Annotated in this window: 17 protein-coding genes and 1 pseudogene; 13 read left to right on the top strand and 5 right to left on the bottom strand. The window is 52.3% G+C overall.

Features of this window, described 5'->3' with window-relative positions; translation table 11 throughout:
• Both ACUU1M_RS14025 and ACUU1M_RS14020 read left to right on the top strand, forming a co-directional pair.
• On the top strand, positions 1–457 hold a 457-nt coding region (locus tag ACUU1M_RS14025; protein ID WP_449144678.1), incomplete at its 5' end, for a LysR substrate-binding domain-containing protein.
• Positions 458–616: 159 nt separating this feature from the next.
• Positions 617–1,756 (top strand): 3-phenylpropionate MFS transporter, encoded by a 1,140-nt coding sequence (locus ACUU1M_RS14020; protein WP_000244176.1) that lies wholly within the window; start codon positions 617–619, stop codon positions 1,754–1,756.
• Here the strand turns inward: ACUU1M_RS14020 and csiE are convergent.
• The 3 genes from csiE to suhB form a co-directional block, all read right to left on the bottom strand.
• The gene (csiE, locus tag ACUU1M_RS14015) at positions 1,748–3,028 is read right to left on the bottom strand and encodes a stationary phase inducible protein CsiE (protein ID WP_152028988.1); all 1,281 of its coding nucleotides are present in this window, start codon (positions 3,026–3,028) and stop codon (positions 1,748–1,750) included. The two genes, ACUU1M_RS14020 and csiE, sit on opposite strands and share 9 nt — an antisense overlap.
• Before the next feature lie 190 nt (positions 3,029–3,218).
• A complete protein-coding gene (locus ACUU1M_RS14010) occupies positions 3,219–4,073 on the bottom strand; it encodes an alpha/beta hydrolase (RefSeq protein ID WP_005076315.1) in 855 nt (284 codons plus the stop codon).
• Positions 4,074–4,217: 144 nt separating this feature from the next.
• The gene (suhB, locus tag ACUU1M_RS14005) at positions 4,218–5,021 is read right to left on the bottom strand and encodes an inositol-1-monophosphatase (protein WP_000553450.1); all 804 of its coding nucleotides are present in this window, start codon (positions 5,019–5,021) and stop codon (positions 4,218–4,220) included.
• Positions 5,022–5,139: 118 nt separating this feature from the next.
• Between suhB and trmJ the strand changes: the two genes are divergently transcribed.
• From trmJ to sseB, 11 genes are all read left to right on the top strand, one after another.
• The gene (gene trmJ, locus ACUU1M_RS14000) at positions 5,140–5,880 is read left to right on the top strand and encodes a tRNA (cytosine(32)/uridine(32)-2'-O)-methyltransferase TrmJ (RefSeq protein ID WP_000940019.1); all 741 of its coding nucleotides are present in this window, start codon (positions 5,140–5,142) and stop codon (positions 5,878–5,880) included.
• Positions 5,881–6,149: 269 nt separating this feature from the next.
• Positions 6,150–6,638 carry a Fe-S cluster assembly transcriptional regulator IscR gene (gene iscR, locus ACUU1M_RS13995; protein WP_001241357.1) on the top strand — a complete coding sequence of 163 codons (489 nt, stop codon included), beginning with the start codon at positions 6,150–6,152 and terminating at the stop codon, positions 6,636–6,638.
• A 111-nt stretch (positions 6,639–6,749) separates the two neighbouring features.
• Positions 6,750–7,964 carry a cysteine desulfurase gene (gene iscS, locus ACUU1M_RS13990; RefSeq protein WP_001295373.1) on the top strand — a complete coding sequence of 405 codons (1,215 nt, stop codon included), beginning with the start codon at positions 6,750–6,752 and terminating at the stop codon, positions 7,962–7,964.
• Between the two features lie 27 nt (positions 7,965–7,991).
• Positions 7,992–8,378: a Fe-S cluster assembly scaffold IscU gene (gene iscU, locus ACUU1M_RS13985; protein ID WP_000331707.1), complete on the top strand. Its 387-nt coding sequence runs from the start codon at positions 7,992–7,994 to the stop codon at positions 8,376–8,378.
• Between the two features lie 16 nt (positions 8,379–8,394).
• On the top strand, positions 8,395–8,718 hold the full coding sequence (gene iscA, locus ACUU1M_RS13980; RefSeq protein ID WP_000028953.1) for an iron-sulfur cluster assembly protein IscA: 324 nt from the start codon (positions 8,395–8,397) through the stop codon (positions 8,716–8,718).
• Positions 8,719–8,813: 95 nt separating this feature from the next.
• Positions 8,814–9,329 (top strand): co-chaperone HscB, encoded by a 516-nt coding sequence (hscB, locus tag ACUU1M_RS13975; RefSeq protein WP_000384411.1) that lies wholly within the window; start codon positions 8,814–8,816, stop codon positions 9,327–9,329.
• Between the two features lie 16 nt (positions 9,330–9,345).
• On the top strand, positions 9,346–11,196 hold the full coding sequence (gene hscA / locus ACUU1M_RS13970; protein WP_001196641.1) for a Fe-S protein assembly chaperone HscA: 1,851 nt from the start codon (positions 9,346–9,348) through the stop codon (positions 11,194–11,196).
• A gap of 1 nt (position 11,197) precedes the next feature.
• On the top strand, positions 11,198–11,533 hold the full coding sequence (fdx, locus tag ACUU1M_RS13965) for an ISC system 2Fe-2S type ferredoxin (protein WP_001124469.1): 336 nt from the start codon (positions 11,198–11,200) through the stop codon (positions 11,531–11,533).
• A gap of 11 nt (positions 11,534–11,544) precedes the next feature.
• Complete coding sequence (gene iscX / locus ACUU1M_RS13960; RefSeq protein ID WP_000523616.1) at positions 11,545–11,745, top strand: Fe-S cluster assembly protein IscX; 201 nt, start codon at positions 11,545–11,547, stop codon at positions 11,743–11,745.
• A 58-nt stretch (positions 11,746–11,803) separates the two neighbouring features.
• Positions 11,804–13,087, top strand: coding sequence for an aminopeptidase PepB (pepB, locus tag ACUU1M_RS13955; protein WP_000133601.1), 1,284 nt, complete (start codon positions 11,804–11,806; stop codon positions 13,085–13,087).
• Between the two features lie 141 nt (positions 13,088–13,228).
• Positions 13,229–14,005, top strand: coding sequence for an enhanced serine sensitivity protein SseB (sseB, locus tag ACUU1M_RS13950; protein WP_001295479.1), 777 nt, complete (start codon positions 13,229–13,231; stop codon positions 14,003–14,005).
• A gap of 31 nt (positions 14,006–14,036) precedes the next feature.
• Here sseB and timP read toward each other — a convergent pair whose 3' ends face one another.
• Positions 14,037–14,162 (bottom strand): small toxic inner membrane protein TimP, encoded by a 126-nt coding sequence (gene timP / locus ACUU1M_RS13945; protein ID WP_001385884.1) that lies wholly within the window; start codon positions 14,160–14,162, stop codon positions 14,037–14,039.
• A gap of 661 nt (positions 14,163–14,823) precedes the next feature.
• A pseudogene (gene sseA, locus ACUU1M_RS13940) lies at positions 14,824–15,306 on the bottom strand (3-mercaptopyruvate sulfurtransferase); the annotation flags it as partial.
• Positions 15,307–15,390 lie beyond the last annotated feature (84 nt).

Below are 15,390 nucleotides of genomic sequence, written 5' to 3'. Positions count from 1 at the left end.
GCGCCATCCTGTTTATAGCCCGGAGATTGATTATCTGGAGCTTTTTGACGAACCATTAGTGGTGGTGTTACCGGTTGATCACCCTTTAGCACATGAAAAAGAGATCACCGCCGCGCAACTGGATGGCGTGAATTTCGTCAGTACCGATCCGGCGTATTCCGGTTCGCTTGCGCCGATCGTTAAAGCGTGGTTTGCGCAAGAAAACAGCCAGCCAAATATCGTCCAGGTGGCAACGAATATTCTGGTGACCATGAATCTGGTGGGCATGGGGCTGGGCGTCACTTTGATACCCGGTTATATGAATAATTTTAATACCGGGCAGGTTGTTTTTCGTCCCATTGCCGGAAATGTGCCTTCCATTGCTTTACTGATGGCGTGGAAGAAAGGGGATATGAAGCCGGCATTACGCGATTTCATCGCCATTGTGCAGGAACGTTTGGCAAGCGTAACGGCATAATTACGCATTATTTTTGCAACATGCGTCGCGGATCGCAGTTTTTTAGTGCTTGTGAACTGGCGTTACAGACATCGGGAAGCAGGCTCGAATATTCTTATTTTTCAACTTGCACCAACATTCGATTAACCCCAGACTAACGCCTCCTGACGGGAGGGACTCATGGTTTTGCAATCCACGCGCTGGTTGGCGCTCGGCTATTTCACATACTTTTTTAGTTACGGCATTTTTTTACCTTTCTGGAGCGTCTGGCTTAAAGGGATTGGTTTAACGCCAGAAACCATCGGCCTGTTATTGGGGGCAGGTCTGGTTGCCCGTTTTCTCGGGAGTTTGCTCATCGCGCCCCGCGTCAGCGATCCTTCCCGCCTGATTTCCGCCTTGCGCGTGCTGGCACTGCTGCCACTTCTCTTTGCTGTCGCCTTCTGGGCGGGGGCGCACGTAGCGTGGCTGATGCTGGTGATGATTGGCTTTAACCTCTTTTTCTCACCGCTGGTACCGTTGACCGATGCACTGGCGAATACGTGGCAAAAGCAGTTCCCGCTTGATTACGGCAAAGTGCGACTGTGGGGCTCGGTGGCGTTTGTCATTGGCTCGGCGCTGACGGGCAAACTGGTCACTATGTTTGATTATCGGGTGATCCTCGTGCTGTTGACGTTGGGCGTGGCATCCATGCTGCTCGGCTTTCTCATCCGTCCGACGATTCAGCCACAAGGGGCAAGCCGCCAGCAGGAGAGCACCGGTTGGTCTGCGTGGTTGGCGCTGGTTCGCCAGAACTGGGGCTTTCTGGCCTGCGTTTGTTTATTGCAGGGGGCACATGCGGCCTATTACGGTTTTAGCGCCATTTACTGGCAGGCAGCTGGCTACTCGGCCTCGGCGGTGGGGTATTTGTGGTCGCTGGGCGTGGTGGCGGAAGTCATTATCTTTGCGCTGAGTAATAAACTTTTCCGCCGTTGTAGTGCTCGCGATATGCTGTTGATCTCGGCGATTTGCGGCGTAGTGCGCTGGGGCATTATGGGAGCAACTACGGCGTTGCCGTGGTTGATAGTGGTGCAAATTCTGCATTGCGGCACCTTCACGGTCTGCCACCTGGCCGCCATGCGTTATATTGCTGCTCGCCAGGTTAGCGAAGTCATCCGTTTACAGGCGGTTTACTCTGCCGTCGCGATGGGCGGCAGTATCGCTATCATGACCGTTTTCGCCGGTTTCCTGTATCAATATCTGGGCCACGGCGTGTTCTGGGTAATGGCGCTGGTGGCGCTTCCGGCAATGTTTTTGCGCCCGAAAGTTGTTCCCTCATGCTGATTCGAGCATTTTGCGGATCTGCTCCTGTTGATGTGTTGTCAGCGTCAGGTCCGTATAGATCAGCGGTGGTGAAAAGAGCGGTAACGGCATGGTATAAGGCGCAATAATCAGTGCCGCGCCACGCGGAGCGCCTGTCTGCAAAAATGCCTTTACCGACATATGCTTAATGTTGAGCGGCAGTAACGTTAGTTCGCGTAACTGCTGCTCAATCTGCGCTTCTCGCTCGCTATCATTCCCGGTCAGTAGAATAATCTGTTTTTCATGCAGATCGTTTTCCTGCATTAGCCAGGCACCGAAAATCACCGCGACCAGACCACTTTCCTCATCAGAAAGATGGACGCCGTATTCACTTTCAAATCCGGCCAGCGCCGCGCGGGTGGTGCGTACCAGGCGTGGATACAGTCTGGCGAACTCTTCCGGCAGGGTATTATCAATACCGATGGCAAACAAACTGCGATTTAACGCCTGGGCGAGGTGGATATAAAGCTGATCACATAACCCCTGTTCATCATAAAAACGAACATTTCCCAGCTCACGAAAATGGTTTACCAGACGTTTGATAGACTGACGCAATTGTCTGTCCCGCTGATGCGCATCCCGCAGTGGATCGGGAACCCGCAACATGGAAAAAAGTAATGCCATAAACAGTGGCTCATCAGGCGGTACATGCTGGAGCGCCCGACGCTGCCAGTGGCGTCCAATTTCCTGCGCTACCTGAAATTCAAGGCAGGATTCCGCCCAGCGACGTTGGAGCGGATTAAACTGAGGCGTAATTCCAGCGTGGTGCTGCAGCAAACAATATTGCAGATACAGACACAGGAAATGAGTATCGCGCGATTCAAAGCGTTTTTGCAGCCGTCGGGAGCAGAGATTCACTAACGCTTGTAGATTGGTATCGTCGTAAAAGTTACGCGCAATTCCGCGCCGCTTCAGTTCACTCTTCAGGGCGGGGGTGAATTGGCTGGTAATAAATGACGGACACAGACGGAAACCACGTCGTAGCCAGTGAAATAAACACAAACGTTGGTTAAGAACTGTACCTTCAACCCGGTAGCTACCGTCATAACCAGTCGTCAGTGTGAGTTGATGATAGCGCAGGATCTCCCGTCCTGTTTCGCTGATATCAAGACTGGCAATATCATCATCCACACCATTAAGCTCGCTGAAGGTTGCCATGGTGGCGGTCAACCCCGGCTGAAAGAGCGTCAGCAAGATCTGGCAGCGGCGCTGGGGAGCCGAAAGGACAGATGGTGGAGCAAGCGTAGGCATCATCTGTAGATCTCCCATAAGCATAATTGATAAGAATAGCTAAAGTTTGCTCAGGGAAATGGCGAAGGGAATGCTAATCATCAGAAATGTTGGCAAGCGTCACAGAATTTTTCTCATTTTAAACTGTTCTGACCAGTGGATTAGCATGTCTTAAGGTGGTTTTGTGAATGATTATCGTGCTAGCGATCATGGGTTAGTTCTGCGGATTCAACGCGCTAAGGATAAAGTCCACCATCTGTTCGCGATAAACATTGCCGTGACGATCGGAAAAAGCATCAATGTGTTCGCCATCCGGGATTAGGATCAACCGTTTTGGCTCTTTTGCTAGGCTATACAACTTTTCGCTGTGCTGCCATGGGATAACGTGATCGGCTTTACCGTGAATGAGTAAAAGCGGGATCGGGCTGACGCTGGCGATGTAATTTTCGCCGCTGTAACTCTCATCAAGTAAGTAGCCACTGCCGGGGATCATCTGGTTGGCGATGGTTGCATAAGAGGCAAATGTGGAGTCGAGGATCACCGCACGTATGCCTTCACGATCACCCTGACCAATAACAGCAAGAATATTCGCCCCGCCAATACTCTGCCCGAACAGCACCAGCCGTTGTGGGTTTACATCACTGCGATGGCGCACCACATTGATGGCGCTTTGCGTATCGTCCAGCAATCCGGCCTGGGACGGAGTGCCTTTTGATTTACCAAACCCGCGATAATCAAACATAAAAACGTTGAAATTACGCTCAGGTAACCAACTGACCAGCGGCCAGTGGGCGGACATATTTCCGGCATTGCCGTGAGCATGAATGATGGTTGCGATGGCGTTGTCAGCAGGGCCCGTCGAAGAAGGAATAAACCAGCCTTGCAGACGAGTACCGTCCTTAGCCGTAAATTCGACGGATTCCGCCGACCAGGGGGCGGGACCGTAAATTTTATCGTCAGGATAATAGAAGAAGTTGATGGCAACGCGCGGCACTAAATAAACGCAGAAGGCAACAACAAAGAGAATAAACAGAATTTTGGGAACGCGTTTGTTCACTGGCAGTGCCATAACCTTTCCTTGCGACTTCTTTATCATCCATTAATCGGGGAAAGATGGTGGGAGAGTGACGAAAGAAAGTAAAGCGGTGAGGAAGTATTTCGGAATAGCGCCTGAAAGGCGAGGGCGGGTGAGTGATATCACCCGCCTGAGTCATTAACGCTTCAGAGCGTCGCTTAACTCGTCACGCATGTTCGCCAGTATGGCTTTCACAACACGCGGGTTACCAGCAACGATGTTACCGGTCAGCATATAGTTATGACCACCGGTGAAGTCGCTGACGATGCCGCCCGCTTCACGAACCAGCAGCTCGCCTGCCGCGAAATCCCACGGACGCAGACCGATTTCAAAGAAACCGTCAACACGACCCGCAGCGACGTAAGCCAGATCCAGCGCCGCAGAACCGGTACGACGGAAGTCTGCACATTCGTTGAACAGCTTGCCGACGATGTTGATGTAGGTAGTGGCGTACTGTTTTGCTTTGAACGGGAAGCCGGTCGCCAGAATGGTACCGTCGAGATCGCGAGCGGTGCTACCGCGCAGACGGTAGCCGTTCAGCTGTGCGCCCTGACCGCGAGTGGCGGTGAACAGTTCGTTACGCATAGGATCGTATACCACAGCAACTTCGGTGCGGCCTTTGATACGAACGGCGATAGATACCGCGAAGTGCGGCAGACGTTTGATAAAGTTGGTAGTACCATCCAGTGGATCGATAACCCATTGAACATCCTGATCAGTACCTTCAAGTTCACCGCTTTCTTCGGTGATGATGGTGTGCTGTGGGTAAGATTTACGAATCGTGTCGATAATCACCGCTTCGGCAGCTTTATCTACGTTGGTCACGAAATCGTTACTGCCTTTCTGGCTCGCTTCTACAGCGTCCGGGGTTTCATAGTTTTTGGCAATTAAATTACCCGCCTTGCGCGCTGCGCGCACGGCGATGTTCAGCATCGGATGCATCGGTCTCTCTCACTGGATGTTAAAGAACGGGAAAACGGCGCAGAGTATAGCAGCGAGATCGGCATCTGTCTTCGTTTTATGATAAGATGCGTGAATAATCTTTAGATGAAGAAAGACAATGCTGCAAAATATTCGAATTGTGCTGGTGGAGACGTCACACACCGGCAATATGGGTTCTGTTGCCCGTGCCATGAAAACAATGGGATTAACCAATCTGTGGCTGGTTAATCCACTGGTGAAACCCGACTCCCAGGCGATTGCCCTGGCAGCAGGGGCCAGCGATGTGATTGGTAATGCTCACATCGTCGATACGCTCGACGAAGCGTTAGCCGGTTGTAGCCTGGTGGTGGGCACCAGCGCACGCTCCCGCACGCTGCCGTGGCCGATGCTCGACCCGCGCGAATGCGGTCTGAAAAGCGTCGCTGAAGCGGCAAATACCCCGGTGGCGCTGGTGTTTGGTCGTGAGCGCGTCGGCTTGACCAATGAAGAGTTGCAGAAATGCCATTATCATGTCGCGATTGCGGCAAACCCGGAATACAGTTCGCTGAACCTGGCAATGGCGGTTCAGGTTATTGCCTATGAAGTGCGTATGGCCTGGCTGGCAACTCAGGAAAATGGCGAGCAGGTCGAGCATGAAGAGACGCCGTATCCGCTGGTCGATGATCTGGAGCGTTTTTATGGTCATCTGGAACAAACGCTGCTGGCAACCGGTTTTATCCGTGAAAACCATCCGGGGCAGGTGATGAATAAATTGCGCCGTCTGTTTACCCGTGCGCGCCCGGAAAGCCAGGAATTGAATATCCTGCGCGGGATTCTGGCTTCTATTGAGCAGCAGAATAAAGGTAACAAGGCCGAATAACAGTGGTTGCCTGATGCGACGCTTAACGCGTCTTATCAGGCCTACAATGTACAGAATCGTAGGTCGGATAAGGTGTTCACACCGCATCCGACAACAGGTACAAACGCCACGATAAAAAAATGGCACTGAAGGTTAAATACCCGACTAAATCAGTCAAGTAAATAGTTGACCAATTTACTCGGGAATGTCAGACTTGACCCTGCTATGCAATACCCCCACTTTTACAATAAAAAACCCCGGGCAGGGGCGAGTTTGAGGTGAAGTAAGACATGAGACTGACATCTAAAGGGCGCTATGCCGTGACCGCAATGCTTGACGTTGCGCTCAACTCTGAAGCGGGCCCGGTACCGTTGGCTGATATTTCCGAACGTCAGGGAATTTCCCTTTCTTATCTGGAACAACTGTTTTCCCGTCTGCGTAAAAATGGTCTGGTTTCCAGCGTACGTGGACCAGGCGGTGGTTATCTGTTAGGCAAAGATGCCAGCAGCATCGCCGTTGGCGAAGTGATTAGCGCCGTTGACGAATCTGTAGATGCCACCCGTTGTCAGGGTAAAGGCGGCTGCCAGGGCGGCGATAAATGCCTGACCCACGCGCTGTGGCGTGATTTGAGCGACCGTCTCACCGGTTTTCTCAACAACATTACTTTAGGCGAACTGGTTAATAACCAGGAAGTGCTGGATGTGTCTGGTCGTCAGCATACTCACGACGCGCCACGCACCCGCACACAAGACGCGATCGACGTTAAGTTACGCGCTTAATAAAAAGAATTCAGAATCAGGCCGGAGTGCTAAATACTCCGTAAACACGGTCGTACATCCAGCCGGTAGCCTGATTCCTTGCATTGAGTGATGTACGGAGTTTATAGAGCAATGAAATTACCGATTTATCTCGACTACTCCGCAACCACGCCGGTGGACCCGCGTGTTGCCGAGAAAATGATGCAGTTCATGACGATGGACGGAACCTTTGGTAACCCGGCCTCTCGTTCTCACCGTTTCGGCTGGCAGGCTGAAGAAGCGGTAGATATCGCCCGTAATCAGATTGCCGATCTGGTCGGCGCTGATCCGCGTGAAATCGTCTTTACCTCTGGTGCAACCGAATCTGACAACTTGGCGATCAAAGGTGCAGCCAACTTTTATCAGAAAAAAGGCAAGCACATCATCACCAGCAAAACCGAACACAAAGCGGTACTGGATACTTGCCGTCAGCTGGAGCGCGAAGGTTTCGAAGTCACCTACCTGGCACCGCAGCGTAACGGTATTATCGACCTGAAAGAACTCGAAGCGGCGATGCGTGACGACACCATCCTTGTTTCCATCATGCACGTAAATAACGAAATCGGCGTGGTGCAGGATATCGCGGCTATCGGCGAAATGTGCCGTGCTCGTGGCATTATCTATCACGTTGATGCAACCCAGAGCGTGGGCAAACTGCCAATCGACCTGAGCCAGTTGAAAGTTGATCTGATGTCTTTCTCCGGTCACAAAATCTATGGCCCGAAAGGTATCGGTGCGCTGTATGTGCGTCGTAAACCGCGTGTACGCATCGAAGCGCAAATGCACGGCGGCGGTCACGAGCGCGGTATGCGTTCCGGCACTCTGCCTGTTCACCAGATCGTCGGAATGGGCGAAGCCTATCGCATCGCAAAAGAAGAGATGGCGACCGAGATGGAACGTCTGCGCGGCCTGCGTAACCGTCTGTGGAACGGCATCAAAGATATCGAAGAAGTTTACCTGAACGGTGACCTGGAACACGGTGCGCCGAACATTCTCAACGTCAGCTTCAACTACGTTGAAGGTGAGTCGCTGATTATGGCGCTGAAAGACCTCGCAGTTTCTTCAGGTTCCGCCTGTACGTCAGCAAGCCTCGAACCGTCCTACGTGCTGCGCGCGCTGGGGCTGAACGACGAGCTGGCACATAGCTCTATCCGTTTCTCTTTAGGTCGTTTTACTACTGAAGAAGAGATCGACTACACCATTGAGTTAGTTCGTAAATCCATCGGTCGTCTGCGTGACCTTTCTCCGCTGTGGGAAATGTACAAGCAGGGCGTGGATCTGAACAGCATCGAATGGGCTCATCATTAATCGGTATCGGAATCAGGAGAATTTATCATGGCTTACAGCGAAAAAGTTATCGACCATTACGAGAATCCGCGTAACGTGGGTTCCTTTGATAACAACGACGAGAACGTCGGCAGCGGCATGGTGGGTGCACCGGCCTGTGGCGACGTAATGAAGTTGCAGATTAAAGTCAACGATGAAGGTATCATTGAAGACGCGCGTTTTAAAACTTACGGCTGCGGTTCCGCTATCGCTTCCAGCTCCCTGGTCACCGAATGGGTGAAAGGGAAGTCTCTCGACGAAGCGCAGGCGATCAAAAACACCGATATTGCTGAAGAACTTGAACTGCCGCCGGTGAAAATTCACTGTTCTATTCTGGCAGAAGACGCGATCAAAGCCGCCATTGCGGACTATAAAAGCAAACGTGAAGCAAAATAAGAGTTGAGGTTTGGTTATGTCGATTACACTGAGCGACAGTGCAGCAGCGCGAGTAAATACCTTTCTGGCTAACCGCGGCAAAGGGTTTGGCCTGCGTCTGGGCGTGAGAACCTCCGGATGTTCAGGTATGGCTTATGTACTGGAATTTGTTGACGAACCGACGCCGGAAGACATCGTGTTTGAAGACAAAGGCGTGAAAGTCGTGGTCGATGGCAAAAGCCTGCAATTTCTGGACGGTACGCAGCTGGACTTCGTAAAAGAAGGCCTGAATGAAGGGTTTAAATTCACCAACCCGAACGTTAAAGATGAGTGTGGTTGCGGCGAAAGCTTCCACGTTTGATGCGCATACCGATAACCCCACCGTGGTCGCCTGCGCGTGGGGTTTGTTTTACCTGATTCGCCGTTATCGCGGCGGATCGCAGCCCTGAGAATGTTATGGATTACTTCACCCTCTTTGGCTTGCCTGCCCGTTATCAACTCGATACCCAGGCACTGAGCCTGCGTTTTCAGGATCTACAACGTCAGTATCATCCTGATAAATTCGCCAGCGGAAGCCAGGCGGAACAACTCGCCGCCGTACAGCAATCTGCAACCATTAACCAGGCCTGGCAAACGCTGCGTCATCCGTTAATGCGCGCGGAATATTTGCTTTCTTTACACGGTTTTGATCTCGCCAGCGAGCAGCATACTGTGCGCGACACCGCGTTCCTGATGGAACAGTTGGAGCTGCGCGAAGAGCTGGACGAGATCGAACAGGCGAAAGATGAAGCGCGGCTGGAAAGCTTTATCAAACGTGTGAAAAAGATGTTTGATACCCGCCATCAGTTGATGGTTGAACAGTTAGACAACGAGGCGTGGGACGCGGCGGCGGATACCGTGCGTAAGCTGCGTTTTCTCGATAAACTGCGGAGCAGTGCCGAACAACTCGAAGAAAAACTGCTCGATTTTTAATTTCTGGAAGCTAAACATGGCCTTATTACAAATTAGTGAACCTGGTTTGAGTGCTGCGCCGCATCAGCGTCGTCTGGCGGCTGGTATTGACCTGGGCACAACCAACTCGCTGGTGGCGACAGTGCGCAGCGGTCAGGCCGAAACGTTAGCCGACCATGAAGGCCGTCACCTGCTGCCATCTGTTGTTCACTATCAACAGCAAGGGCATTCGGTGGGTTATGACGCGCGTACTAACGCAGCGCGTGACACCGCCAACACCATTAGTTCTGTTAAACGCCTGATGGGGCGCTCGCTGGCTGATATCCAGCAACGCTATCCGCATCTGCCTTATCAATTCCAGGCCAGCGAAAACGGCCTGCCGATGATTGAAACGGCGGCGGGGCTACTGAACCCGGTGCGCGTTTCTGCGGACATCCTCAAAGCACTGGCGGCGCGGGCAACTGAAGCCCTGGCAGGCGAGCTGGATGGTGTAGTTATCACCGTTCCGGCGTACTTTGACGATGCCCAGCGTCAGGGCACCAAAGACGCGGCGCGTCTGGCGGGGTTGCATGTTCTGCGCTTACTTAACGAACCGACCGCTGCGGCTATCGCCTACGGGCTGGATTCCGGTCAGGAAGGCGTGATCGCTGTTTATGACCTCGGTGGCGGGACGTTTGATATTTCCATTCTGCGCTTAAGTCGCGGCGTGTTTGAAGTGCTGGCAACCGGCGGTGATTCCGCGCTCGGCGGCGATGATTTCGACCATCTGCTGGCGGATTACATTCGCGAGCAGGCGGACATTCCTGATCGTAGCGATAACCGCGTTCAGCGTGAACTGCTGGATGCCGCCATTGCAGCCAAAATCGCGCTGAGCGATGCGGACTCCGTGACCGTTAACGTTGCGGGCTGGCAGGGCGAAATCAGCCGTGAACAATTCAATGAACTGATCGCGCCACTGGTAAAACGAACCTTACTGGCTTGTCGTCGCGCGCTGAAAGACGCGGGTGTAGAAGCTGACGAAGTGCTGGAAGTGGTGATGGTGGGCGGTTCTACTCGCGTGCCGCTGGTGCGTGAACGGGTAGGCGAATTTTTCGGTCGTCCACCGCTGACTTCCATCGACCCGGATAAAGTCGTCGCTATTGGCGCGGCGATTCAGGCGGATATTCTGGTGGGTAACAAGCCAGACAGCGAAATGCTGCTGCTTGATGTGATCTCACTGTCGCTGGGCCTCGAAACGATGGGCGGCCTGGTGGAGAAAGTGATTCCGCGTAATACCACTATTCCGGTGGCCCGCGCTCAGGATTTCACCACCTTTAAAGATGGTCAGACGGCGATGTCTATCCATGTAATGCAGGGTGAGCGCGAACTGGTGCAGGACTGCCGCTCACTGGCGCGTTTTGCGCTGCGTGGTATTCCGGCGCTACCGGCTGGCGGTGCGCATATTCGCGTGACGTTCCAGGTCGATGCCGACGGTCTTTTGAGCGTGACGGCGATGGAGAAATCCACCGGCGTTGAGGCGTCTATTCAGGTCAAACCGTCTTACGGTCTGACCGATAGCGAAATCGCTTCGATGATCAAAGACTCAATGAGCTATGCCGAGCAGGACGTAAAAGCCCGTATGCTGGCAGAACAAAAAGTAGAAGCGGCGCGTGTGCTGGAAAGTCTGCACGGCGCGCTGGCTGCTGATGCCGCGCTGTTAAGCGCCGCAGAGCGTCAGGTCATTGACAATGCTGCCGCTCACCTGAGTGAAGTGGCGCAGGGCGATGATGTTGACGCCATCGAACAAGCGATTAAAAACGTAGACAAACAAACCCAGGATTTCGCCGCTCGCCGCATGGACCAGTCGGTTCGTCGTGCGCTGAAAGGCCATTCCGTGGACGAGGTTTAATATGCCAAAGATTGTTATTTTGCCTCATCAGGACCTCTGCCCTGATGGCGCTGTTCTGGAAGCTAATAGCGGTGAAACCATTCTCGACGCAGCGCTGCGTAACGGTATCGAGATTGAACACGCCTGTGAAAAATCCTGTGCTTGCACCACCTGCCACTGCATCGTTCGTGAAGGTTTTGACTCACTGCCGGAAAGCTCAGAGCAGGAAGACGACATGCTGGACAAAGCCTGGGGACTGGAGCCGGAAAGCCGTTTAAGCTGCCAGGCGCGCGTCACCGACGAAGATTTAGTGGTCGAAATCCCGCGTTACACTATCAACCATGCGCGTGAGCATTAACAGAGGTTAGTATGGGACTTAAGTGGACCGATAGCCGCGAAATTGGCGAAGCACTGTACGATGCGTATCCCGATCTTGATCCGAAAACGGTTCGATTCACCGATATGCATCAGTGGATTTGCGATCTGGAAGATTTCGACGACGACCCGCAGGCATCCAACGAGAAAATCCTCGAAGCGATTTTGTTAGTCTGGCTGGACGAAGCCGAGTGAATGAACGGGCTGCCTGGGGGTAGCCCGTTTTGCTGTTAAACGAATAAGGATAACTAAAATGACAGAAGCGATGAAGATTACCCTCTCTACCCAACCTGCCGACGCGCGCTGGGGAGAAAAAGCAACTTACAGCATTAATAATGACGGCATTACCCTGCATTTGAATGGGGCAGACGATCTGGGGCTGATCCAGCGTGCGGCCCGCAAGATTGACGGTCTGGGCATCAAGCATGTTCAGTTAAGCGGTGAAGGCTGGGATGCGGATCGCTGCTGGGCATTCTGGCAAGGTTACAAAGGCCCGAAAGGCACGCGTAAAGTGGAGTGGCCGGATCTGGACGATGCCCAGCGCCAGGAACTGGATAACCGCCTGATGATCATCGACTGGGTGCGTGACACCATCAACGCACCGGCAGAAGAATTGGGACCATCGCAACTGGCACAGCGTGCTGTTGATCTGATCAGCAACGTCGCGGGCGATCGTGTGACTTATCGGATCACCAAAGGCGAAGATCTGCGTGAGCAAGGTTATATGGGGCTGCACACTGTCGGGCGCGGTTCAGAACGTTCCCCGGTATTGCTGGCGCTGGATTACAACCCAACTGGCGATAAAAAAGCACCGGTGTACGCGTGCCTGGTAGGTAAAGGTATCACTTTTGACTCCGGCGGCTACAGCATCAAACAGACTGCGTTTATGGACTCGATGAAGTCGGACATGGGCGGCGCGGCAACGGTTACCGGGGCGCTGGCATTTGCCATTACGCGCGGACTGAACAAGCGCGTGAAGCTGTTCCTCTGCTGTGCGGATAACCTGATTAGCGGCAATGCGTTCAAGCTGGGCGATATCATCACCTATCGCAACGGTAAAAAAGTTGAAGTGATGAACACTGATGCCGAAGGGCGTCTGGTGCTTGCCGATGGTCTGATTGATGCCAGTGCGCAGAAACCGGAAATGATCATTGATGCGGCGACCCTCACCGGGGCGGCGAAAACTGCGCTGGGTAATGATTATCACGCGCTGTTCAGTTTTGACGATGCGCTTGCCGGTCGTTTACTGGCGAGTGCCTCACAAGAGAACGAACCATTCTGGCGTCTGCCGCTGGCGGAATTCCACCGCAGCCAGCTGCCGTCTAACTTTGCCGAACTGAACAATACCGGAAGCGCGGCGTATCCGGCAGGCGCGAGCACGGCGGCGGGCTTCCTGTCGCACTTTGTTGAGAACTATCAGCAAGGCTGGCTGCATATCGACTGCTCGGCGACTTACCGTAAAGCGCCGGTTGAACAGTGGTCTGCGGGCGCTACGGGACTTGGTGTGCGCACGATAGCTAATCTGTTAACGGCGTAAACTAATATGCCGGATGCGGCGTAAACGCCTTATCCGGCCTACAAATTCTGCAAATTCAACAAATTGCGAATCCCTTGTAGGCCTGATAAGCGTAGCGCATCAGGCATTTGCGCCCCGAACGTTGAATGAATTGTGGTTCTTATGTCCGAAACAAAAAACGAACTTGAAGACCTGCTGGAAAAAGCAGCAACCGAACCGGCGCACCGCCCGGCCTTTTTCCGTACTCTACTGGAATCCACCGTCTGGGTGCCTGGTACGGCGGCGCAGGGCGAGGCTGTGGTTGAAGATAGTGCGCTTGATTTACAGCACTGGGAAAAAGAAGACGGCACCAGCGTCATTCCTTTTTTCACCTCGTTAGAAGCGCTTCAACAGGCGGTTGAAGACGAACAGGCATTTGTCGTAATGCCCGTTCGCACATTGTTTGAGATGACCCTTGGCGAAACGCTCTTCCTTAATGCCAAACTGCCGACCGGTAAAGAATTTATGCCGCGTGAAATCAGTTTGTTGATTGGTGAAGAGGGAAATCCGCTGAGCAGCCAGGAAATCCTGGAAGGCGGTGAATCGCTGATATTATCGGAAGTCGCAGAGCCGCCAGCACAAATGATTGATTCACTCACCACCTTATTTAAAACCATTAAGCCGGTGAAGCGTGCTTTTATTTGTTCAATTAAAGAGAACGAAGAGGCACAGCCTAATTTACTTATTGGCATTGAAGCCGATGGTGATATCGAAGAAATTATTCAGGCGACGGGAAGTGTAGCGACCGATACATTACCTGGCGATGAACCAATCGATATTTGTCAGGTGAAAAAAGGGGAAAAAGGAATTAGCCACTTTATTACCGAACATATTGCGCCATTCTATGAACGTCGCTGGGGTGGTTTTTTGCGTGACTTTAAACAAAACCGGATAATCTAAAATATGCCGCCCTAAAGGGCGGCATTCGGGCTTACTTGCTGCTCTGAAGGTTGTTAACCACCAGTAAATTGTCGCCGGAGAGACTCCGGTTATTATTTACTTGGGAAAACAGCGCACCAGAAACAATAAGTACGATACAGAAGCACCGTATCTTCATTGTGCGGTCCATGCGAAGACCGCATCACGACAGCACCACTGGCGATATTGCCGCGATAGCAAGCGCTGAGACGCGCTTGCTCTAACGGTCGCGGAACATCCTTTCCTTAAGCCTGCGCCCGCTTGCGAGACGGCGGAAAGGGCCGCAGTGGATAATACACTAACAGAACAATAATAACTCTCTTTTGCTTGACAAAAAGAGAGTTACTGGCGAGTATTGTCTCCGCTGAGACGCGCTTGCATTACTACGGTAATACAACCTGCTGGAAAGGCCGCGAACCGGACCAGCAACAAATAACCGCCTGATTTTGGCGGTTTTTTGTTTTTTAAAGGAAAGTAAATTTACATGTTTAAGTAATATCTTTTACCGGTTAGAATTTTTAATTTTGAGCAGGATTTGTTTATATTTGTCTGAATTCGGACTAATAAGCCAGGTTATTTTATTACCGAACACGGCGGAAAGGGCCGGTGTCGATAATACGCTAAATAAACAATAATTACTCTCTTTTGCTTGACAAAAAGAGATTTACTGGTGAGTATTGTTTTGCTGTGAAGCACCTGCGTTGCTCATGTAACACAAGTCAACCTGCTGGAAAGGCCGCGAACCAGACCAGCAATAAAAAAACGCCAAATTCGGCGGTTTTTTATTGCCTGTAAAATACTTATTTCACTGGCTCAACCGGTAAATCTGCCCGCACGCCCCATTCACTCCATGCGCCGTCGTACAGTTTCACGTTTGGCACATCCAGCGTCGCGAGTGCTAACAAAACCACGGCTGCCGTTACACCAGAGCCGCAGCTGACGATAATCGGTTTGTCATAGCTGACGCCGCGACCAAAAAATATCGCATCCAGTTCATCGGTCGTTTTTAGTTCGCCTTCGCGCACCAGTTCCGTCCACGGAACGTTCAATGCACCGGGAATATGTCCGCGACGTAAACCTGGGCGAGGTTCATCAACTTCTGCGTTAAAACGTGCAGCCGGGCGGGCATCAATAATTTGCGCCGTATTTTCATGGCTTGCCAATAACACATCGGTTACTTTCACCACTGCTTCAGGATTAAACGCGGCGTTAAACTCTCCTTCCGGCAGCTCTACTGCACCTTCTTCTAATAGCAGGTCATCGCGCTGCCAGCCTGCAAGTCCCCGTTACTTTATTCGTACCCCTTATAATGGGGTGTTAGCCAGCCAGACCCGGCATGATTACTGCCCCCAGTCGTCCATGATCCG

Source organism: Shigella sp. SIG6 (assembly GCF_053555815.1).
This window is presented reverse-complemented; position numbering and strand designations above follow the sequence as displayed.